The sequence below is a fragment of the Cupriavidus sp. 10L45 genome, assembly GCF_056395225.1.
Map to the genome: position 1 here is coordinate 127,522 of NZ_JBFTJC010000012.1, position 22,127 is coordinate 149,648.

14 protein-coding genes are annotated in these 22,127 nt (G+C 68.0%); 6 read left to right on the top strand and 8 right to left on the bottom strand.

Annotation, left to right across the window (positions count from 1 at the left end):
• The first annotated feature begins 15 nt into the window (after window positions 1–15).
• Window positions 16–2,217, top strand: coding sequence for a methyl-accepting chemotaxis protein (locus tag AC1DFU_RS21375; RefSeq protein ID WP_092298300.1), 2,202 nt, complete (start codon window positions 16–18; stop codon window positions 2,215–2,217).
• 51 nt (window positions 2,218–2,268) lie between these two features.
• Window positions 2,269–8,289: a hybrid sensor histidine kinase/response regulator gene (locus AC1DFU_RS21380; protein WP_441591869.1), complete on the top strand. Its 6,021-nt coding sequence runs from the start codon at window positions 2,269–2,271 to the stop codon at window positions 8,287–8,289.
• 152 nt (window positions 8,290–8,441) lie between these two features.
• On the opposite strand, the gene AC1DFU_RS21385 is transcribed toward AC1DFU_RS21380, so the two are convergent.
• The 4 genes from AC1DFU_RS21385 to AC1DFU_RS21400 form a co-directional block, all read right to left on the bottom strand.
• Window positions 8,442–9,752 carry an MFS transporter gene (locus AC1DFU_RS21385; RefSeq protein WP_092298306.1) on the bottom strand — a complete coding sequence of 437 codons (1,311 nt, stop codon included), beginning with the start codon at window positions 9,750–9,752 and terminating at the stop codon, window positions 8,442–8,444.
• A gap of 59 nt (window positions 9,753–9,811) precedes the next feature.
• Window positions 9,812–10,585: an SDR family oxidoreductase gene (locus AC1DFU_RS21390; RefSeq protein WP_092298309.1), complete on the bottom strand. Its 774-nt coding sequence runs from the start codon at window positions 10,583–10,585 to the stop codon at window positions 9,812–9,814.
• 68 nt (window positions 10,586–10,653) lie between these two features.
• Window positions 10,654–10,896, bottom strand: coding sequence for a hypothetical protein (locus AC1DFU_RS21395; protein ID WP_092298312.1), 243 nt, complete (start codon window positions 10,894–10,896; stop codon window positions 10,654–10,656).
• On the bottom strand, window positions 10,889–12,325 hold the full coding sequence (locus AC1DFU_RS21400; protein WP_092298315.1) for an aldehyde dehydrogenase family protein: 1,437 nt from the start codon (window positions 12,323–12,325) through the stop codon (window positions 10,889–10,891). Before AC1DFU_RS21400 ends, AC1DFU_RS21395 begins: the two co-directional genes overlap by 8 nt.
• 188 nt (window positions 12,326–12,513) lie before the next feature.
• Here AC1DFU_RS21400 and ppa point away from each other — a divergent pair, with 188 nt between their 5' ends.
• Complete coding sequence (ppa, locus tag AC1DFU_RS21405; protein WP_092298318.1) at window positions 12,514–13,041, top strand: inorganic diphosphatase; 528 nt, start codon at window positions 12,514–12,516, stop codon at window positions 13,039–13,041.
• A 55-nt stretch (window positions 13,042–13,096) separates the two neighbouring features.
• On the opposite strand, the gene AC1DFU_RS21410 is transcribed toward ppa, so the two are convergent.
• Complete coding sequence (locus AC1DFU_RS21410) at window positions 13,097–14,332, bottom strand: GNAT family N-acetyltransferase (protein WP_441591872.1); 1,236 nt, start codon at window positions 14,330–14,332, stop codon at window positions 13,097–13,099.
• Window positions 14,333–14,539: 207 nt separating this feature from the next.
• Between AC1DFU_RS21410 and AC1DFU_RS21415 the strand changes: the two genes are divergently transcribed.
• On the top strand, window positions 14,540–16,606 hold the full coding sequence (locus tag AC1DFU_RS21415) for an NAD(+) synthase (protein WP_441591874.1): 2,067 nt from the start codon (window positions 14,540–14,542) through the stop codon (window positions 16,604–16,606).
• 103 nt (window positions 16,607–16,709) lie between these two features.
• A complete protein-coding gene (gene glnK / locus AC1DFU_RS21420; protein ID WP_061957551.1) occupies window positions 16,710–17,048 on the top strand; it encodes a P-II family nitrogen regulator in 339 nt (112 codons plus the stop codon).
• A gap of 69 nt (window positions 17,049–17,117) precedes the next feature.
• Here glnK and AC1DFU_RS21425 read toward each other — a convergent pair whose 3' ends face one another.
• From AC1DFU_RS21425 to trxB, 3 genes are all read right to left on the bottom strand, one after another.
• Window positions 17,118–17,759 (bottom strand): trimeric intracellular cation channel family protein, encoded by a 642-nt coding sequence (locus AC1DFU_RS21425; RefSeq protein ID WP_177219978.1) that lies wholly within the window; start codon window positions 17,757–17,759, stop codon window positions 17,118–17,120.
• Window positions 17,760–17,764: 5 nt separating this feature from the next.
• Window positions 17,765–18,430 (bottom strand): Smr/MutS family protein, encoded by a 666-nt coding sequence (locus tag AC1DFU_RS21430; RefSeq protein ID WP_092298331.1) that lies wholly within the window; start codon window positions 18,428–18,430, stop codon window positions 17,765–17,767.
• 98 nt (window positions 18,431–18,528) lie between these two features.
• On the bottom strand, window positions 18,529–19,482 hold the full coding sequence (gene trxB / locus AC1DFU_RS21435) for a thioredoxin-disulfide reductase (protein WP_092298334.1): 954 nt from the start codon (window positions 19,480–19,482) through the stop codon (window positions 18,529–18,531).
• 187 nt (window positions 19,483–19,669) lie between these two features.
• Here trxB and AC1DFU_RS21440 point away from each other — a divergent pair, with 187 nt between their 5' ends.
• Window positions 19,670–22,006, top strand: coding sequence for a DNA translocase FtsK (locus tag AC1DFU_RS21440; protein WP_092298468.1), 2,337 nt, complete (start codon window positions 19,670–19,672; stop codon window positions 22,004–22,006).
• Window positions 22,007–22,127: the final 121 nt, after the last annotated feature.

The following is a 22,127-nucleotide window of genomic DNA, read 5'->3' on the forward strand; positions in this document are numbered from 1 at the left end:
GGACAGAGGGTTGCTATGGGTATCAAGAAGATGAGCCTGGGACGCCGGACGGCTGCCGCGGGAGCCGCCGCCGAAGCCGTGGCGCCGCGCCGGTCGGTGTTCGCCAAGGGCAGCGCTGGCGCTGACAAGGGCGGCCTGGGCCGTACCCCGGTGGAGCAACTGTCCGGCTGGCTGTCGCGCATGCCGTTCGCGTCGCAGCAGCGTACGCTGACGGTGGGCGTGGTGGTGTCGCTGGTGGCACTGCTGGCCTCGGTGTATCTCGATAACCGCCAGGCCACCAACGGCGCGGCGCAGATCGAAATCGCCGGTAACATGCTGATGCACTCGCAGCGTCTGGGTAAGGCGGTGCCGGTGGCACTGCTGGGCAACGCACAGGCCTTCACGCAGCTGCGCCAGTCCAAGGAACAGCTCACGGCCGACCTGCTGGCGCTCCAGAACGGCAGCGACGAGAAGCACGTCAGCGCCACCACGGGCACGGCGATTCCGCTGCTCGAGACCGCCATGAACTCGTGGAAGCGCTCCGAGAAGAGCGCCGGCGACGTGCTGGCCCAGCAGCCGATTCTGACCACCATCGGCCAGACGCTCCAGATCTTCAACGCCTCGAACCCCGAACTGCTCGAGGCCGCCGAACAGGTGGCCGCGATCAAGCTCCAGGCCGGCTCCAACGCCCGCGAGGTGGCCGCCTCCGCGCAGCTCGTGATGCTGACCCAGCGCCTGGGTAAGAACCTGAACGAGTTCCTCTCCGGCGAAGGCGTCAACCCCGAGACCGCGTTCCTGCTCGGCAAGGACACCAACACCTTCCGCGAAACGCTGGACGGCCTGATGAACGGCTCGGACGCCCTGCGCCTGACCGCCGCCACCGACGCCGAGACGCGCAGCTACCTCCAGCAGCTCTCGCAGCGCTTCGAGGCCGTGCAGAAGACCACGCAGACGATTCTCCAGAACCTGCCGGGCCTGATTGCCGCCAAGCGCGCCCAGCAGCAGATCTTCAACGACAACGAGGCCCTGCGCGGCGAGCTGTCCACGCTCCAGACCGCCTACTCGGACGGCGCCCGCTACCGCCCCTGGACCCTCGGCGCAACCATCGTCTCCGCGCTGTCCACGCTGATCTTCCTGGCCGGGCTGGCCGCGCTCTACCTGCGCGACTCGCGCGTCCGGGCGCTGGAAGCCGAGGCGCGCGAACGCGAGGCCGAAGCCCGCCGCCTCGACGAAAAGCGTAACAACGACGCCACCCAGAAGGCCATTCTGCAGCTGATGAACGAGCTGCAGGACATCGCTGACGGTGACTTGACGCGTCAGGCCACCGTGACCGAGGACATCACCGGCGCCATCGCCGACTCGGTGAACTACACCGTGGAAGAACTGAAGGAACTGGTCGGCCGGGTGCAGCAGACCGCCGTGGACGTGCAGCAGGCCTCGAGCCAGGTGCAGGAAACCTCGGTGCAGCTGGCTGCCACGACCGAAGAGCAATCGCGCCAGATCCGCCAGACCGGCGAGTCGGTGGTGGAGATGGCAGACCGCATCACGCAGGTGTCGCGCGGCGCGGCGGAGTCCGCCAACGTGGCCCGCGCCTCGCTGGCCGCTGCGGAGCAGGGCCAGCAGGCTGTGGAAAACGCGATTACCGGCATGAACGGCATCCGCGACCAGATTCAGGAAACGTCAAAGCGGATCAAGCGTCTGGGCGAGTCGTCGCAGGAGATTGGCGAAATCGTCGAGCTGATCTCGGACATTACCGAGCAGACCAACGTGCTGGCACTGAACGCCGCCATCCAGGCGGCTTCGGCCGGCGAGGCAGGCCGCGGCTTCTCGGTGGTGGCGGAAGAAGTGCAGCGTCTGGCCGAACGTTCCGGCGAGGCCACCAAGCAGATCGGCGCGCTGATCCGCACGATTCAGACCGATACCCAGGACGCCGTGCACGCCATGGAGCGCAGCACGCAGGGCGTGGTGGAAGGGGCGCGGCTGTCCGATAACGCCGGTGCCGCACTGGTCGAGATTGGCCGCGTGTCGCGCCAGCTGGCCGAGCTGATCGAGCAGATCTCGCAGACCACCTCGCACGAGGCCGGGCTGGCCACCAACGTGGCGCGCCACATCGACGGCATTCTCCAGGTGACCGCCCAGACCACGTCCGGTACGCGCCAGACCGCCACCTCGGTGCGCCAGCTGACGGCACTGACCGAAGAACTGCGTAACTCGGTGTCGCGGTTCAAGATCGCCTGACTTGCATAAAACCTGCATCGAGGCCCGCGCGCGGGCGCAACGGATTGTGTCATGTCATTGAATTTTTCCGTATCGAGCGACGTGGCTGACCCGGCCGCGCCGCAACCGCCGGTGCAGGGCGAGGCCGCCACGCCGGCCGCCGTGCCGCAGCGCGACCTGTCGGTGCTGGCCTGGCTCGCGCCGAGCCTGCGTACCGCGCTGGACGATGCCGCCGCCGAGCTTGGCCACTATGTGGACGAGATCCAGCAGGCCCCCGAGGCGCTGGGCGCGCGCGACACCACGTCGCTGCGCCTGGCCGGCCAGCAGCTGCACCAGGCTGCCGGGGCGGTACACATCGTCGGCCTGCGTGGCGTGGATGCGCACTGCCAGGCCATGCGCCGCCTGCTGGAAGCCATCGACGCCGGTACCGTCGCCGCCAGCCCGGAGACGCTCGGCGTGTTCCGGCGCGGCGTGCAGGCCCTGGCCGAGTATGTCGATGACCTGATGGCCGGCGATCCCGAGGATCCGCTGCGCCTGTTCCAGCCCTACGCCGACGCCCTTGTCCTGATGAAGGAGGAGCGCGTCCATCCGGCCGACCTGTGGCTGGAGGAATTGCAGATGCTGCCCGGCATCGTGCTGCCCACGCGCTCCACGTCGTCGGTCACGCGCGCGCGCCAGCGCTTCGAGGCCGCGCTGCTCAAGGCGCTGCGCCTGCCCACGCCCTGCACGGACGGCGCGCTGCTGCGCGAAGCCTACCTGCCGCTGCAAACGGCGCTGGACGATGTTCGGAACCACGAACAGAACGCGCGCCGCACCACCGATACCCCGGACCGGGGCATCTGGCTGACGCTGTCGATGGTGTTCCGCGCGCTGGCGCACGGGCTGCTGCCGTCCGACCTGCTCGCCAAGCGCTTCGCCGCGCGCGCCCACCTGCTGCTGCGCCAGTACCTGCAAGGGCAGGTGCGCGTGCCGCAGGCGCTGCTCAACGATGCCGTGTTCCTGCTGGTCAGCACCGGCCTGACGCCCGATGGCCCTGAGGACACCACGCCGCCGGCGGTACAGGCCGCCGTGCAGGTGCTGCGCGCCGACATCGCGCGCGGCCTGCAGGCTTTCCGCGTCGATCCGGCCCACGCCGTGGCGCGTGCCGACTATCGCCGGCGCTACTACGGCTGGCTCGATCCGATCGACACGCGCAACCTCCAGAACGCCGCGGCCGCGATCGAGCGCGCGGCTGCCGACGATCAGGCCGGATGGGAACTCGCGCTGGCTTCGCTGGCCGAGGCCGCGCAACCGCTGGCCCAGCCCGCGCTCCAGCACTGCCTGAGCGCCGCTGTTGCCCATTTCGCTGCCCATGCCGGGCAGCGCAACGTGCCCGGCGAGACTGGCGCCGCCCTGGGGCCAACCGGCGTGGCGCTGTTCCTCGCGCGCGCGCTGGCCATGCCGTGGCGCGTGCATGGGCAGTCCGGCCATGCGTCCGCCGCCGAATTCGCCGCCCGCTGCGACCAGCTCGCCGCCTGCCTGGCCGACCCCGCCGCCACCGCGCCTGACTGGCTCGCCACGATGGTCGAGACCGCCAACGCCCAGGCGCTGCGCGCCGAGGCCGTGACCCGGCTGCGCGCCCAGCTCGACAGCGGCGAGTCCTGGCTCGATACCTTCGACCGCAACGCGGCCAAGCCCGATGCCGTCAACACGCTCGGCGATGCCGCGCAGGCGTTTGGCGGGCTGCTGGCCACGCTGGAGCGTTTGATCGGTAGCGCCGCGATGCCGGAAGGCATCGACGAAGCCGCCACCGCCGCACTGGCCGCCACGCGCGCCGTGCTGGCGCGGCTGGACGTGCTGCGTGGCATCGACACCCAGCCGGCCCGCGTGGCCCAGTTGTCCGAGATTGCCGCCGAACTCGGCGCGGTGCATGCCTTTGCCGACATCCTCGAATTCGGCCGCCGTCAGGCCGATGCCACCGACGACGGCGCCCTCGCGCCGCGCCGGAACGACGAGGTGCCCGCCACCGCGCTGGCCGCCGCGCGCCACGCCGCGATGGACGCCATCCGCGTAGCCGCCGGCGCCGATTCGCCCGAGATCCAGCGCCTGCGCGCCGCCTTGCAGGCTGTGAGCGACCAGGCCGCCATCGACGACGATGCCGCGCTGCGCCGCCAGGTCACCGACGCCACCACGCAGCTGCACGCGTGGCTGGCCGGCAGCGACTCCGCCGCCGAACGCATGATCGTGGCGCTGGCCGACCCGATGCCCGCCGCCGGGCTGGCCTCGTCCGCCGCGCCGTCCGCCCCGATGCCCAGCGACGCCGCCGGGGTCGACGCCGAACTGCTCGAGATCTTCCTGTCCGAAGCCGAGGAAGTGCTCGGCAACATCGCCGCCGACTTGCCCGGCGGGCTCGACGCGCTGCGCGACGCCGACGTGCTGAGCCGCACACGCCGCGCCTTCCACACGCTCAAGGGTTCCAGCCGCATGGTCGGCCTGAACCGCTACGGCGAGGCCGCGTGGGCTATCGAACAGGTGATGAACCTGTGGATTGCCGAGGCACGCGAGCCGATGCCCGCGCTGCTGGCGCTGCTGCACCACGCGCACGATCTGCTGCGCGAATGGGCCGTCGCCCTGCAGGCCGACGCCGGCACCCAGCGCGACATCGCCGCGCTTGTGGCGGAAGCTCAGGCCGTGCGCGAGCCCGGTCAGGCCGATCTGTCTGCCGATGCGCCCGCCGCCGCGCCGGAAGATGCCATCGATTCGCTCGATGCCCTGCTGGCCCACGCCCAGGCCAACGCGCCCGGGCAGGCCGCCCCGGCGCAGCCGGTCGCCCCTGAGCAGCCGGCGGCCGAGGCCGAGGACAGCAATGTGCTGCCGTTCCGCCTCTCGGGCGGGCTGGCCAGCGACGACGACCACTACAAGGTGATTGGCCCGGTGCGCATCGGGCTGGCGCTCTACAACGTCTACCTGCAGGAGGCCGACGATCTGGTGCGCCAGTTCGCCACCGACCTGTCCGAGTGGAAGCACGAGAACCATCCGTGCCCGAGCGAGCTGGCGTTGCGCGTGGCGCATACGCTGCAGGGCAGTGCCTCCACGGTGGGGCTGGAGCCGGTGCGGGACATCGCCGAGGCCCTCGAACAACTGCTGTTGCTGCTGGGCCGCCACCCCGTGGTGATGCATCCGGGCGACTTCCGCCTGCTCGAGCAGGCCGTGGAGCGGCTGCGCGCGATGCTGCACCAGTTCGCCGCCGGGGTCTGGCCCGATGCCGACCCGGCGCTGTGCCGTGACCTGAACGATTTCGGCGAACGCGCGCTGATGCGCCCGCGCGCCACGGTGACGGGCGAGCAGGCGCAGGCGGACCAGGAAGGCTCGGTCGCGCAGCTATTCGGCAATACCCAGATCCTGCAGGCCACGCCGCTGTCGCCGCTGTCGCCGCTGCCGCCCGTTACCGAACCGGCCGCGCCGACCCCGGCACTGCCGGCCGTGACCGATGCGCCGGCCAAGCTGACGCCGATCACCTCGCTGCCGCCGGTGGCCCCGCCGACGCTAACGCCCATCAGCCCGGTCACTCCGGCGCACGACGCCGTGGTCATCGCCATGCCGACGGCGCCGCGTCATGAGCAGGTGGCTGTCGCCCATGTCTCCGCGCAGTCGCCGGAGGTGCCGCAGTCGGACGAATCGCTCGACGCCTCGTCGCTGGACGCCGATCTGGTCGACATCTTCCTGGAGGAGGCGCACGGCAGCCTGCCCGAACTCGGCAAGCTGGTGCGCACCTGGGAAGCCACGCCCGAGGAGACGCAGCAGGGCGGGCTGGTGCTGCGCGCGCTGCACACGCTCAAGGGCAGCGCCCGCATGGCCGGCGCGATGGCGCTGGGGCAGGCCGCGCATGAAATGGAAACGCTGCTGGAAGCCTCCGTGCGCGGCCAGCGCGTGACGCCGGACCTGTTCGGCAAGCTCTACGCCTGGTACGACCGGATCCTCGCGCACGTGGACGCGCTCCAGAACGGCCGCCTGCTGCCGGTGGACGATGCCGATGTGGTGAACGGGCTGATCGAGCCGGACGCAGTGCCCGCTGCCTCGGCCGATGCGCCGGCTGCCATCACGGCATCGACCGACACCCCGGGCACCGCACTGGCCACGGCCGCTCCGCAACTGCCGGCCACTGCTACCAAGGCCCCGGAGGCCGACCGCCAGCGCGCGCTGGTGCGCGTGCAGGCCCGGGCGCTGGACACGCTGATCAACGACGCCGGCGAAGTCGGCGCCACGCGCGCCCGGCTGGACAGCGAGCTGGAAGCGCTGCGCGCCTACCTCGGCGAACTGAACGACAACGTGGGGCGTCTGCGCACCCAGTTGCGCGAGATCGAAATCCAGGCCGAGACGCAGATGGCGTCGCGGATTGCCGATACGCAGCAGAGCCCGGACTTCGATCCGCTCGAGTTCGACCGCTTCACGCGGTTCCAGGAACTGACGCGGATGATGGCCGAGTCCGTGAACGACGTGGCCACGGTGGAGCAGAACCTGCAGCGCGGCTTCGACCGCGCCTCGGGTGACCTCGCCGCGCAGGCCCGGCTCACGCGCGGCCTGCAACGCGGGCTGATGCAGGCCCGCATGGTGCAGTTCGATGCACTGGCCGAGCGCCTGTACCGCGTGGCGCGCCAGTCGGCCACCGAAACCGGCAAGGAAGTGCGCCTGCTGATCAAGGGCGGCACGGTGGAGATCGACCGCTCGGTGCTGGACCGCATGGCCGGCCCGATCGAGCACTTGATCCGCAATGCCGTGGTGCACGGCATCGAGCCGGCGGACGCACGCCGCGCGGCGGGCAAGTCCACCACGGGCGCGCTGACGCTGGAAGTGCAGCAGGAAGGCAACGAGGTGGTGCTGACCTTCTTCGACGACGGTGGCGGGCTGGACCTCGGGCGTATCCGCGAGCGGGCCATCAGCCGCCAGTTGCTGACGCACGAGGAAGACGCCAGCGACGCGCGCCTGACCGAGATGATTTTCACGCCGGGCTTCTCGACGGCGGACGAGGTGTCCGAGCTGGCCGGGCGCGGCGTGGGCATGGACGTAGTCCGGGCCGAAACCGTGGCGCTGGGCGGCCGGATCACGCTCTCCACCGAGGCGGGTCGGGGCACCAGCTTCACGGTGCACCTGCCGCTGACCACGGCCATCACGCAGGTGCTGCTGGTCTCGCTGGGCGGCCGCCTGTATGCGATGCCGAGCGGCATGATCGACCAGGTCCACCAGCTGCGCGAAAAGCCGCTGCTGGAGGCCTACAACGCCGGCCGCTTCGGCGCGACGACGGGTCCGGGCGCCGGTGTGGAAGCGCCGTTCTACTATTTCGGCACGCTGCTCGAAGAGAGCGCGGCGATTGCCTCGGGCCGGAAGTATTCGCCCGTGGTGGTGGTGCGCTCGGGCGCGGACCGCGTGGCGGTGCATGTGGACGAGGTGATCGGCAACCGCGAAGTGGTGGTGAAGCACATCGGCCCCCACCTCGCGCGTCTGGAAGGCATTGCCGGCGCCACCACGCTCGGCGACGGCGAGATCGTGCTGATCTACAACCCGGTGGTGCTGGCGCAGCGGTTCGTGCGCGAGCGCGGCGAGGTGACGCCGACGGCGCTTCTGGCATCGACCGACAACACCGGCGCGGTGGCCGAGTTCGTCGGGGCAGGGGATGCCCGGCCGGTCTCGGGCCTGATGACGCTGCCTACCGTGATGGTGGTCGACGATTCGCTCACGGTGCGCAAGGCCAGCCAGCGGCTGCTGACGCGCGCGGGCTACCAGGTGGTGCTGGCGCGCGATGGCGTGGATGCGCTGCGGCAGTTGCAGGAGGTGATGCCGGACGCGATGCTCGTGGATATCGAGATGCCGAACATGGACGGCTTCGACCTCACGCGCAACGTCCGCGCCGATAGCCGCACCACGCACATGCCGGTGGTGATGATTACGTCACGTACGGCCGAGAAGCACCGCCGCTACGCGGCCGAGATCGGCGTGAACGTCTATCTGGGCAAGCCGTTCAATGAGGATGAACTGCTGCGTACGCTGCGCCAGCTGATCGGCGAGAAGGCCGGCAACGCTGCCGGCTCGGTGGCTCAGATGCTGGGCGACGCCTGAGGGCTTGACGCGCCGGCCCGCTCCCCCGACCCCTCTCCCGCAAGCGGGAGAGGGGAGACAACAGTTGGCGTTTCAGATGCTCCCGGTGTTCTCCCCTCTCCCTCCGGGAGAGGGGCGGGGGAGAGGGACGGCGTTGGCCGAAGCCAATAGCGTCAAGCCTTGCGATTCACCATCGTCGCCGGCACCGACAGCGTCAGCGCCGCGCCCGCCACCAGGCAGATCGCCAGCAGATACATGCCCGAGTCGGTGCTCTGGGTCAGGTCCTTGAGCCAGCCCACCGCGTAGGGGCTGATAAAGCCGGCCAGGTTGCCAAGCGAGTTGATCAGGGCGATACCAGCCGCCGCGCCCGTGCCGGCCAGGAAGGCCGTGGGCAGGCTCCAGAACAGCGGCAGCGTGGTCAGGATGCCGATGGTGGCCAGCGTCAGCGCCACCATGGCCAGCGTGGTGTCGCCATGCCACTGCACCGACAGCACCAGCCCCACCGCCCCGGCCAGCGCCGGCAGCGCGATATGCCAGCGCCGCTCGCCCCGCTTGTCGGCGCTATACGCCACCAGGATCATGCCGATCACCGCGCAGCCGTAGGGAATCGCCGTCAGCAGGCCGATGTCCAGCGCGCCCTTCACGCCGGTCTGCTTGATGATCGTCGGCAGCCAGAAACTCACGCCGTAGAGGCCCATCACGAAGCAGAAGTAGATCGCGCTCATCAGCCAGACGCGCGGGCTGGACAGCACCTTGCGGATCGGCGGGTCTTCCTTGTGCTGCTCCTCGTTGGCGATATTGCGCTCGAGCAGCGCCTTCTCGTCCTCGGTCAGCCACTTGGCGTGGCGGATGCGGTCATCGAGGTAGGCGAGCACCCACAGGCCGACCAGGATCGACGGAATGCCTTCGAGCAGGAACATCCACTGCCAGCCGGACCAGCCGTTGTGGCCATCGAACGCCTGCATGACCCAGCCGGACAGCGGCCCGCCGATCACGCCCGAGAGCGCGATAGCCGTCATGAAGAACGTAGTGGTGCGCCCGCGCCGCTCCGCCGGGTACCAGTAGGTCAGGTACAGGATGATGCCGGGGAAGAATCCCGCTTCGGCCACGCCAAGCAGGAAACGCAGCACGTAGAACATCGTCGGCGTGGTCACGAACATCATCGACGCCGAGATCAAGCCCCAGGTGATCATGATCCGGGCGATCCAGATGCGCGCGCCCACGCGATGCAGGATTACGTTGCTGGGGACCTCGAACAGGAAGTAGCCGATGAAGAAGATGCCGGCACCCAGCCCGTAGATGGTCTCGCTGAACTTGAGGTCGTTGAGCATCTGGAGCTTGGCGAAGCCCACGTTCACGCGGTCCAGGTAGGCCACCACGTAGCACAGCAACAGGAAGGGCACGAGGCGCCAGCTCACCTTGCGGTAGGTGGCGTCTTCGAAACCGGCGTCGCGCACGCCGGGGTTCACTGCGGTCGTTGTCATGAATGTCTCCTCATTGGGTTCTTATAAGACGTTGCCGCGGGTTGTGAAGGGGGCGGGCGCTACACGCAGCGCCCGCCGTCCACTTCGATACAGGTGCCGGTGATGAACGCCGCCTCGTCCGAGGCGAGGTAGAGGCAGGCATTGGCCACGTCCTGCGGGGTGGACATGCGCCCCATGGGGATCGTGGCGAGGAATTTGGCGCGGTTCTCGGGGGTGTCCGGCAGGCCCATGAACTGTTCGAGCAGGCCGGTGGCTCCGATCACCGGGTTGACGCAGTTCACGCGGATGTTGTCCGGGCCGAGTTCGGCCGCCATGGCCTTGCTGGCCGTGATGACGGCGCCCTTGCTGCCGTTGTACCAGACCAGCCCTGGGCGGGGCCGGATGCCGGCGGTGGAAGCCACGTTGACGAAGTTGCCGCCGCCGCGCTGGCGGAAGTGGGGGATGAAGTGCCGGGCCGACCAGTAGATGCTCTTGACGTTGACCGCGTAGACGCGGTCGAACTCGTCCTCGGTGATCTCCAGGATCGGCTTGTTGCGATGGGTGGTGCCGGCGTTGTTGACCACGATGTTCACGTCGCCGAAGGCGGCCAGCGTGGCGTCGCGCATGGCGGCCACGTCGTCGCCCTGGGCTACGTCGGCCCGGACGGCGCGGGCGTTGCCACCGGTCTCGCCATATTGTTCGCGGATCGCGGCGGCGACGCGCTCGGCCGCCTCCAGGTTCAGGTCGGCCACCATCACGGCGGCGCCTTCGCGCGCGAACGTATGGGCGATGCCTTCGCCGAAACCCGAGCCACCGCCCGTGACCACGGCTACCTTGCCAGCCAGTCTTGCCATGTTGCTGTCTCCTATATCGATAGGCCCGTCGCGGTCTTGGCGCCGCTGGCGGGCATGCTGCTAGTTAACTAGTGCGAGAACGGCCCCCGTCCGCGCAGGGCGTTGGCCACCATCATCACGGCCAGCAGGAAGGGCAGGGCCACGTAGAGGCACCAGTGGACGCGGTCGCCCACGGTGTCGCCCCATTTGCGCTTGAACACCTGCAGGCGGGGCATGCCGGACGGGTTGGTGGCACGCTTGTTCCGGACATGCCAGGCCATCCAGAAAAAGAAGATGGCGAACGCGATCGACAGAAAATTGATGTTACCCATGTTGAATGGCGATGGTTTTCAGAGTGGTGAATCCGTACAGGGCCTCGAAGCCCTTCTCGCGGCCGTAGCCCGACTGGCCGGTGCCGCCGAACGGCAGCTCCACGCCGCCGCCGGCGCCGTAGTTGTTGATGAAGACCTGGCCGGCGCGCAGCTTGCGGGCCAGCCGCAGCTGGCGGGCGCCGTCGCGCGTCCACAGGCCGGCCACCAGCCCGTAGGCGGTGCCGTTGGCGAGGCGCAGCGCTTCTTCCTCGCTATCGAAGGGCATCGCCGCCAGCAGCGGGCCGAAGACTTCCTCCTGGGCCAGCCGGTGCGTGGGCGGCACGTCGCGGAACAGCATCGGCACCTGGTAGTAGCCAGACTCCGGGGCCTCGCCGACGATCTGGCCCTGCGCCATCACCGCAATACCGGCGTGCTGGGCATCGGAAACGAAGTCCCAGACGCGTTGCTGCTGCTTGCGGCTGATCAGCGGGCCGCATTCGAGGTCGAGTTGGGACGGCCCCACGCGCAGCGACTCGAACACGCCCGAGAGCCGGTCCAGCAGGGTCTCGTAGACAGAGCGCTCCACCAGCAGCCGGCTGCCGGCCGAGCAGGTCTGGCCGGCGTTCTGGACGATGCCGTTGACGATGACGGGCAGCAGCACGTCCAGGTCGGCATCGGCAAACACGATCTGCGGGGACTTGCCGCCCAGTTCCAGCGTCACCGGCACATGGTTTTCGGCCGCCAGCTGGGCGACGATCTTGCCGGTCTCGGGCGAGCCCGTGAAGGAGATATGGTTGATGCCCGGATGGCGGGCCAGCGCGGCGCCGGCCTCGTGGCCATAGCCAGTGACGATATTGAGCGCGCCTTCCGGCAGGCCGGCCTCGGCAGCCAGTTCGGCCACGCGCAGCAGGGACAGGCAGGCATCCTCCGCAGGCTTGACCACGCAGGCGTTGCCGGTGGCCAGGGCCGCGCCGACGCTGCGGCCGAAGATCTGGAGCGGGTAGTTCCAGGGGATGATGTGGCCCGTCACGCCGTGCGGCTCGCGCACGGTCAGCACCGTGTAGCCGGGCTGGTAGGGGATGGTCTGGCCGTGCAGCTTGTCCGCCGCGCCGGCGTAGAACTCGAAATAGCGGGCCACGGCGCGGGCGTCCGCGCGGGCCTGGCGCAGCGGCTTGCCGGTGTCGCGGGCCTCCAGCGCGGCCAGTTCGTCCTCGTGGTCCATCAGCTTGACGGCCACGCGGTTCAACAGGCGGACACGCTCTGCAGGTGCCATGGCACCCCAGGCGCCCTCGGCGGCCTGGCGGGCGGCCAGCACGGCCACGCTGATGTCCGTGCTGTTGCCACGGGCAATCTCGGCGAACGGCTCGCCGTTGGAGGGATCGAAAACCTTGATGCGCAGGCCGGAATCGGGGGCGATCAGGCGGTTGGCGACGAAGTGCTGGGCGTGCATGCTTATCTCCGTGCTCGGGTATGGAGCGACTGCTGAATCGGGAATGCCGCATTATCGCGCACCGTGCGCGCCGCGCAAGGCACTTGGTACTTCGGGCGCGGCGCGGCTGCAGTGCTTGTCAGCGTGGGGTCAGGAGCGAACCGCTATAATGCCCGCCATCCCACAACACTGGCATTCGGAGAACTCGCATGAGCTTCAACCTCGTCTCCCCGGGCAAGGACCTTCCCAACGATTTCAACGTCATCATCGAGATTTCGGCTCAGAGCGATCCGGTGAAGTACGAGGCCGACAAGGAAACCGGCCTGCTGTTCGTCGACCGTTTCATCGGCACGGGCATGCGCTACCCGGCCAACTACGGCTTCATTCCGAAAACGCTGTCCGGTGACGGCGACCCGGTGGACGTGCTGGTGCTGACGCCGTTCCCGATCCTGGCCGGCGCGGTGGTGCGCTGCCGTGCGCTCGGCATGCTGAAGATGACCGACGAGTCCGGCGTGGACGCCAAGCTGGTGGCCGTGCCCGTGGACAAGCTGAGCCCGGCTACCGCCTTCATGAAGGGCCTGTCCGACGTGCCGCAAAACACGCTCGACCAGATCAAGCACTTCTTTGAGCACTACAAGGCACTTGAGGCCGGCAAGTGGGTCAAGGTGGACGGCTGGGCCGGCATCGAAGAAGCCCACAAGGAAATCACCGACGGCGTGGCGAACTTCAAGAAGTAAGCTGGTTCGCACCAGATCGATGATCGATAAAAAACCCGCCAGTTGGCGGGTTTTTTTATTCGCCCCGGGCAAAGGGGCTGTGATCGTTCAACTCGTCGAGATAGGCGTCGATGCCCTGGCGCTCGCGGGCCAGGAAGCGCTCCACTGCATCGGCGAAGGACGGGTGCGCCAGCCAGTGCGCGGACCGCGTGGCCACCGGCAGGAAGCCGCGCGCCATCTTGTGCTCGCCCTGCGCGCCGCCTTCGAAGGTGCGCAGGCCCTCGGCGATGCAGAATTCGAGCGGCTGGTAGTACGCAGTCTCGAAGTGGAGGCACGGGTGGTGCTCCAGCGCGCCCCAGTAGCGGCCATAGAGCGTGCTGACGCGTGGATCGGCATCGAACACGACCAGCGAACTGGCGATGTCGCGGCCTTCCCGGGTGGCTATCACCAGCAGAAGGTTCTCGGGCATGGTCTCGCCGATGCGCCGGAAAAAGTCCAGATTCAGGTAGGGCGACGAATGGTGCTCGCGGTAGGTCTGGCGATAGCAGCGGTTGAAGAACTTCCACGCCTCATCGTCGATCTCCGCCCCGCGCAGCTGCCGGAAGGTGATGCCTGCCTCCGCCACGCGCCGGCGCTCCGCGCGGATATTCTTGCGCTTCTTCTGCGAAAGCGTGGCCAAAAAGGCGTCAAAGTCGGCGTAGCCGGGGTTGGTCCAGTGGAACTGCACGCCATGCCGCATCATCATGCCGGCTTCGTCCATCAAATCGGCCTCATGGTCGGACGGAAACAGCACGTGCAGCGAGGACATGCCCGATTCCTCGGCCAACGCCAGCGCAAAGCGCAGCAGCAGGCGGCGGGCGATGTCGTCCTCGGCCAGCAGCCGGGCGCCGCGCACCGGCGTGAACGGAATGGCGGACAGCCATTTGGGGTAGTAGGGCACGTCGTGCTGGCGATAGGCGTCGGCCCAGGCCCAGTCGAACACATACTCGCCGTAGGAATGCGATTTCGCGTAGAGCGGCATCGCAGCGGCCAGCCGGTCGCGGCCCGTGCCGTGGCCGGCTTGCACCCCGTCTTGTACCCAGAGCGTCAGGAAGCGCGGCGACCAGCCGGTGTCGTCGGTGGCGCTGCCGCTGGTGTGCATCGCGTGCAGGAAGGCGTGGCGCAGGAAGGGCGTGGCGTCGGGCTGGGCGGCCACGAGGGCGTCCCAGTCGGCGGCTGGCACCTCGGCCAGGTCCAGGACGATCTCCGTCCGGTAGTTGGCCACCGGGGTGTCCGGCTGTGCACTCACCGGCTGACACGATTCCGACTGCATTCCGCCCGATCCCACTCAAGAATTGAAGATTATTTGATCCGTCTGACGTCCGTCAGGTGCCGGACGAGTCTACCGGAAGACGTGCGGCGGCGCAGCCATGGGCCGCAGGTGGCGTGCACGACGGTTGCGCGGTGCGCATCGTAGAATGACAGGCATCACGCCGATTGCCGCGCCGGCATGCGGGCGTCCCGAATCCGAAGGCCAGACATGACTCATCCGTTCTTCAACCTGTATTCCCACGGCTTTGCGCGCGTGGCCGTGGGCGTGCCCGAGTGCCGCGTGGCGGATCCGGCCTATAACGCCGACCAGACCCTGGAGCTGGCCCGCCAGGCCGTGCAAGGCGGCGCGGCGCTGGTCGCGTTCCCGGAACTGGGCCTGTCGGCCTACACCTGCGACGACCTGTTCCATCAGCGCGCGCTGCTGCGCGAGTGCGAACTGGCGCTCCAGCGCATCGTGGAAGCCTCGGTGTCGCTGCCGGCCGCGCTGGTGGTCGGGATGCCGCTGGTGGTGGAACATCAGCTATTCAACTGCGCCGTGGTGGTGGCCAACGGCGCCATCCAGGGCGTGGTGCCAAAGAGTTACCTGCCGAACTATTGGGAATTCTACGAGGCGCGCCAGTTCAGCGCGGCGGACTGCGCCCCCACCGAGGGCCGTATCTCGCTGCTCGGTGCCACGGTGCCGTTCGGCGCGGGGCTGCTGTTCGAGATCGAGAACATCCCGTTCTTCCGTTTCCATGTGGAAATCTGCGAGGACGTCTGGGTGCCGGTGCCGCCGTCGTCGTTCGCCGCGCTGGCCGGGGCCACCGTGCTGGTGAACCTGTCGGCGTCGAATATCGTCATCGGCAAGTCCGGCTACCGGCACCAGCTGGTGTCGCAGCAGTCGGCACGCTGCCTGGCGGCCTACCTGTACACCTCGGCGGGCAAGGGGGAGTCCTCCACCGACCTGGCCTGGGACGGCCAGGCGCTGATCTACGAGAACGGGGAACTTCTGGGCGAATCGGAGCGGTTTTCGGACCGTTCCCACCTGTTGACGGCCGATGTGGACCTGGAGCGGCTCTCGCGCGAGCGCATGCACCAGACCACCTTCGGCCATTCGGTGCGCCGTCATCGCGAGGAAGTCGAGAAATTCGAGATCGTCTCCTTCCGCGTGGACGTGCCCACGACGCAGATCCTGCCGCTCGCGCGCAAGGTAGAGCGCTTCCCCTATGTGCCGGCCGATCCGCGCCGCCGCGACGAGCGCTGCATGGAGGTCTACAACATCCAGGTGCAGGCGCTGGTGCAGCGGCTGTCGTCGAGCAAGATTTCGAAGGTGGTTATCGGCGTCTCGGGTGGGCTGGATTCCACCCATGCGCTGCTGGTCTGCGCCGCCGCGATGGACCGCCTGGGCCTGCCGCGCGCCAATATCCTCGGCTACACCATGCCGGGCTTCGCCACCAGCGACCGCACGCTCGATCAGGCGCGGCAACTGATGGCCTGGATTGGCTGCACGGCGCGCGAGATCGATATTCGTCCCAGTTGCATGGCGATGCTGAAAGATCTCGACCATCCCTACGCGAAAGGCGAGCCGGTCTACGACGTGACCTTCGAGAACGTGCAGGCCGGCGAGCGCACCAACCACCTGTTCCGGCTGGCCAACCACAATCACGCCATCGTGATTGGCACCGGCGACCTCAGCGAGCTGGCGCTCGGCTGGTGTACCTATGGGGTGGGTGACCATATGTCCCACTACAACGTCAACGCCAGCGTGCCGAAGACGCTGATCAGCCATCTGGTGCGCTGGGTGGCCGAAACGGGCCAGGTGGCGGAGGGCGGGGAAGCGGTGCTGACGGCCGTGCTCGACACCGATATCAGCCCCGAACTGGTGCCCGGCGGCACAGCTGCGGACGGCCAGGACAAGGCGCCGGGCCAGAAGACCGAGCAGGTCATCGGGCCGTATGAATTGCAGGATTTCAACCTCTACTACACGCTGCGCTTCGGGTTTTCGCCCAGCAAGGTGGCCTTCCTGGCGCTCAGCGCCTGGGGCGACGTGGCGCGCGGCGAATGGCCGAACGGGCCGCATGTTGCGCGTAACGCCTACGAACTTGCCGAGATCAAGCGCGTTCTGGGGATTTTCGTCGACCGATTCTTCCGCACCAGCCAGTTCAAGCGGTCCTGCGTGCCGAATGCCCCGAAAGTGGGCTCGGGCGGGTCGCTTTCGCCGCGTGGYGACTGGCGCGCCCCGAGCGACGGGGAATCGGCGGTCTGGGTGCGTGATCTGGCCCGGATTCCGGACTGATCGAACCGGGGCGAAGGGGCCAAGTGTGCCCATACCCGCAATCCCGAGGCGGGTTTCGGGCTAGAATCTGTCATCTTCCGACAAACACAAATAGAGGCCAGCCATGAAGCAGATTACCGCCATCATCAAACCGTTCAAGCTCGACGAAGTGCGCGAGGCGCTGGCGGATGTGGGCGTGACCGGCCTCACCGTGACTGAGGTAAAGGGCTTCGGCCGCCAGAAGGGCCACACCGAGCTGTATCGTGGCGCCGAGTACGTGGTCGATTTCCTGCCGAAGATCAAGATCGAAGTGGTCGTGGCCGAGAACCAGCTCGACACCGTGCTCGATTCGATCGTGAAGGCTGCCCACACGGGCAAGATCGGTGACGGCAAGATCTTTGTGACCGAGATCGAGCGCGTGATCCGTATCCGCACCGGTGAGCAGGACGAAGCCGCAGTCTGATTGGGACTCATCGTCCAGACGCAAAAAAGCCGGCCCAGCGCCGGCTTTTTTTCGTTTCTGAGGGTTCTGCTAGCTTGGCAGTTTCCAGCCAAGCTGTACGGACAGCAGGCGCATGGCGATCGTGACAAGCGCCCCGGTCAGCAGCGCCGCCTCCTGGTCGGCGCGTAGCCAAGTCAGGCCGACATAGACCCAGCAGCCCACAAACGAGCAGGTGGCGTAGGGCGAGCGGTCGCGCAGGATCATCGGCACTTCATTGCAGAGCACGTCGCGGACCACGCCGCCGAACACTGCCGAGATGATGCCCATCATCACCGCCACGGTCGGCGTCATCTGCGCCACCAGCGCCAGCGAGGTGCCCGTGACGGAGAACAGCCCCAGGCCGATGGCATCGGCGACCAGCATCGCCCGGTTCGAGGCCACCGTGCTCACCACGCGAAATACGATGGCCGCGCCGATCGACATCGCGAAGATCAGTAGCACGTAGTACTCGTGCTCGACCCAGTAGAACGGGCGCCGGTCCAGCAGGACGTCGCGCACGGTGCCGCCGCCGAACGCGGTGGCGAACGCGACGATGAACGTGCCGACGGCATCGAGCCGCTGCTTGCGCGCATCCACCACGCCCGAAATCGCAAACGCGAGCACGCCGACCACCTCCATCGCATGGAGGATCAGCGGCAGCCGCCCCATCAACAGATCGAACGGCAGGTGCATCGACATCAGGCGCGGGGCTGACGCAGCAAGACCATTAGGGCGCCGGCCCCGCCCAGCGATTCGCGGGCCTGGACGAAGGCGATGACTTCCTCCTTCTGCACCAGCCAGCTGCGCACCTTGCCCTTGAGGACGGGCAGCTTGTCCGGGGAGCCGATGCCCTTGCCGTGGATCACGCGCACGCAACGCACGCCGTTGCGCACCGAGCGGCGCAGGAATTCGGCCAGTGCCTCGCGCGCCTCGTCGCTGCGCAGGCCGTGCAGGTCCACTTTGTCTTGCGGTACCCACTCGCCACGGCGGAGCTTGCGGACCACGTCGATGCCGATACCGGGGCGCCGGAACGACATGGTTTCGTCGATATCGAGCAGATTCTCGACATCGAATTCGTCGGACAACGAGGCTTCCAGCACGGCTTTGTCGTTAAGCTGGGTCTGGATGGCGACGGGCGGGGGACGCTTGGGCGGATGCGCCACGTGGTTACGGTCACGCAGGGCGCTGACCTGGCCGACATTGCTGCGGAAGACGTTGGCTTCCTCGTCGGCGCGGCGGGCGGCGGCTTCGGCGGCCACGCGCTCGGCCTCGCGGCGTTCGGCGTCAGCCTTGAGATTGTCACGCACCGCGGCCAGATCGTGCAGGCCGAAGCGCTTGGAAGGGGATTTTGCGCCGTGCGACATGGAAAGATTCTCCGGGGGCTCGGCGTCGATTATAAGGGGATTGCGAGGGGGAGCGGCCTCCGCGCCGTCCATGGCGGAGGGGGTGGAGGCCGTGGCGCTTACTGCAGTGCCTCTACGAAGCGCTGGGCGTCCAGCGCGGCCATGCAGCCCGTGCCGGCGCTGGTGATGGCCTGGCGGTAGATGTGGTCCTGCACGTCGCCGGCGGCGAACACGCCCGGGATGTTGGTGGCCGTGGCATCGCCGGACAGGCCGCTCTTGGTCACGATGTAGCCGTTCTTCATGTCCAGCTGGCCCACGAAGAGGTCGGTGTTCGGCTTGTGGCCAATCGCCACGAACACGCCGGCCAGCTTCAGGTCCTCGGTCTTGGCGGTGTCCTTGGTGCTGCGGATGCGCAGGCCGGTCACGCCCGACTCATCGCCCAGCACTTCATCGAGCGTATGGTCGTAGCGCAGTTCCACGCGGCCTTCCTTGACGCGCTGGAGCAGGCGGTCCACCAGGATCGGTTCGGCCTTGAACTTGTCGCGGCGGTGGATCAGGGTGACCTTGCTGGCGATATGCGACAGGTACAGCGCCTCTTCCACGGCCGTGTTGCCGCCGCCGACCACGGCGACTTCCTGGTTCTTGTAGAAGAAACCGTCGCAGGTGGCGCAGGCGGACACGCCGCGGCCCATGAACGACTCTTCCGACGGCAGGCCCAGGTACTGCGCCGAGGCGCCCGTGGCGATGATCAGCGCGTCGCAGGTGTACTCGCCCGAGTCCCCGATCAGGCGGATCGGCTTCTCGGTCAGCTTGGCCGTGTGGATGTGATCGAAGATGATTTCGGTGTTGAAGCGCTCGGCATGGGCCAGGAAACGCTGCATCAGGTCCGGGCCCTGCACGCCATTGGCGTCGGCGGGCCAGTTTTCCACGTCGGTGGTGGTCATCAGCTGGCCGCCCTGGGCCAGGCCGGTAATCAGCACGGGCTGGAGGTTGGCGCGGGCGGCGTAGACGGCGGCGGTGTAGCCGGCCGGACCCGACCCGAGAATCAGCACTTTTGCGTGTTTTGCGGACATGTTGCGTTCCTGTGGCCGGCGTACGCGCGTGTTGCGTTCGCGCCGGTGTAACTCGAAACCGCCATTATAAGTGGGCTGGCGTTTGCCGACTGTTGCAAATTCCAATGGGGCCGATAGCGCGCGCAAGGTTAAAATGGCCGCCATCGTCCACCCCGAGCGATCTGAAGCGATCATCCGAACCCAAGGCATGGCCCGCGCTACCACCACTACCCGGACCGACCCGTCGGCACTCCCCTCGCGAATCGCCAAGCTGCTGGGCGAGGTGCGCTGGTTCCTGCTGCTGGCCGTTACGCTCGGCTTCGTGTGCGTGCTGGCCAGCTACAGCAAGGCGGACCCCGGCTGGTCTCACGCCAGCCAGGTGGCCGATATCCACAATCTGGGCGGCCGCGTGGGCGCCTGGGTGGCGGACGTGCTGTTCTTCATCTTCGGCTTCTCCGCCTACTGGTGGAGCGTGCTGCTGATGCGCCGCTGCTGGCGCGGCTGGCGCACCCTGACCGCCGAACTCCCCGAGCGCGTGCCGGATCCGCAGCACAGCGTGGCGATCAGCTGGATCGGCTTTGGCCTGACGCTGGTATCGAGCATGGGCCTCGAGGCCATCCGCATGTACCCGCTGCGCGCCGCGCTGCCGCGCGCCCCGGGTGGCGTGCTGGGCGACCTGCTCGGCGGCTGGCTGCAACTGGCGCTGGGCTTTTCCGGCGCCACGCTGCTGTTGCTGCTGATGTTCGCCATCGGGCTGTCGCTGTTCTTCCATTTCTCCTGGCTCTCCGTGGCCGAACACGTCGGCGGCTTCGTCGAAACGCTGTTCCTCGGCTTCAAGGCCCGCCGCGAGAAGAAGCAGGACCGCATCATCGGTGCCGCGGCCAAGGTGGAACGGACCGAGACCGTGGAAGTGCAGCGCGTGCGCCAGGAGGAAGCCACCCCGGTGCAGATCGTGCGCCCGCAGGCCGTGCCCAAGCACGAACGGGTGGAGCGCGAGAAGCAGCAGCCGCTGTTCGCCGATATCCAGGACTCCGACCTGCCGCCGCTGTCGCTGCTCGACGCCGTGCCGGCCCATCAGGAGACGGTGAGCGCCGAAACGCTCGAATTCACGTCGCGGCTGATCGAGAAGAAGCTCAAGGACTTCGGCGTCGAAGTCAAGGTCGTGGCCGCCTACCCGGGGCCGGTCATCACCCGCTATGAGATCGAGCCGGCTACCGGCGTCAAGGGCAGCCAGATTGTCAATCTGGCGCGCGACCTGGCGCGTTCGCTGTCGCTGGTGTCGATCCGCGTGGTGGAAACCATCCCGGGCAAGAACTACATGGGGCTGGAGCTGCCGAACCCCAAGCGCCAGACCGTTCGCCTGACTGAAATTCTCGGTTCCCACGTCTACAACGAAAGCGCGTCCAGCCTGACCATGGCGCTGGGCAAGGACATCGCCGGCAAGCCGATGGTGGCCGACCTCGCCAAGATGCCGCACTGCATGGTGGCCGGCACGACTGGCTCGGGCAAGTCGGTGGGCATCAACGCGATGATCCTGTCGCTGCTCTACAAGGCCAAGCCCGAGGCCGTGCGCCTGATCCTGATCGACCCGAAGATGCTGGAAATGAGCGTCTACGAGGGCATTCCGCACCTGCTCTGCCCGGTGGTCACGGACATGCGCCAGGCCGGCAACGCGCTGAACTGGGCCGTGGGCGAGATGGAGCGGCGCTACAAGCTCATGAGCAAGCTGGGCGTGCGCAACCTGGCCGGCTACAACAAGAAGATCGATGAGGCGGCGGCGCGCGAGGAAAAGGTGCCGAATCCGTTCAGCCTGACGCCGGACGCCCCCGAGCCGCTCGAGAAGCTGCCGACCATCGTCATCGTCATCGACGAACTGGCCGACCTGATGATGGTGGTGGGCAAGAAGGTCGAGGAACTGATCGCCCGTATCGCCCAGAAGGCCCGCGCGGCCGGCCTGCATTTGGTGCTGGCCACCCAGCGGCCGTCCGTGGATGTGATTACCGGTCTGATCAAGGCCAATGTGCCGACGCGGATCGCGTTCCAGGTCAGCAGCAAGATCGACTCGCGCACCATCCTCGACCAGCAGGGCGCCGAGGCGCTGCTGGGCATGGGCGACATGCTCTACCTCGCGCCGGGCACCGGGTTTCCGGTGCGCGTGCACGGCGCCTTCGTCTCCGATGAGGAAGTGCACCGCGTGGTGGAGCAGCTCAAGGCGTCCGGCGAGGCCAACTATATCGAGGGCATTCTCGAAGGCGGGCTGGTCGATGGCGACGGCGCGGGCGACAGCCTGGGCGGCGGCGCTGGCATTGGCGGCGGGGGCGGCGAGGCCGATCCGCTGTACGATCAGGCCGTCGAGGTGGTGGTCAAGAATCGCCGGGCGTCGATCTCGCTGGTGCAGCGCCACTTGCGCATCGGCTACAACCGCGCCGCGCGGCTGCTCGAGGATATGGAGAAGGCCGGACTGGTCTCGGCCATGTCGGGCAACGGCAACCGCGACATCCTGGTGCCGGCCGGCGCCGGGGCCGGTGCGCGCGACGACGACTGAACGCGTCCGGGGCGGCAAAGGGCGGCGAGGGGTGGCCGGCGTCAAATGTGACGCGTAACATACCGTTACCCCGGTCACAGGAATCCGGCGCCCCGCGCCCGGCTCTAACCGGGCATCCACT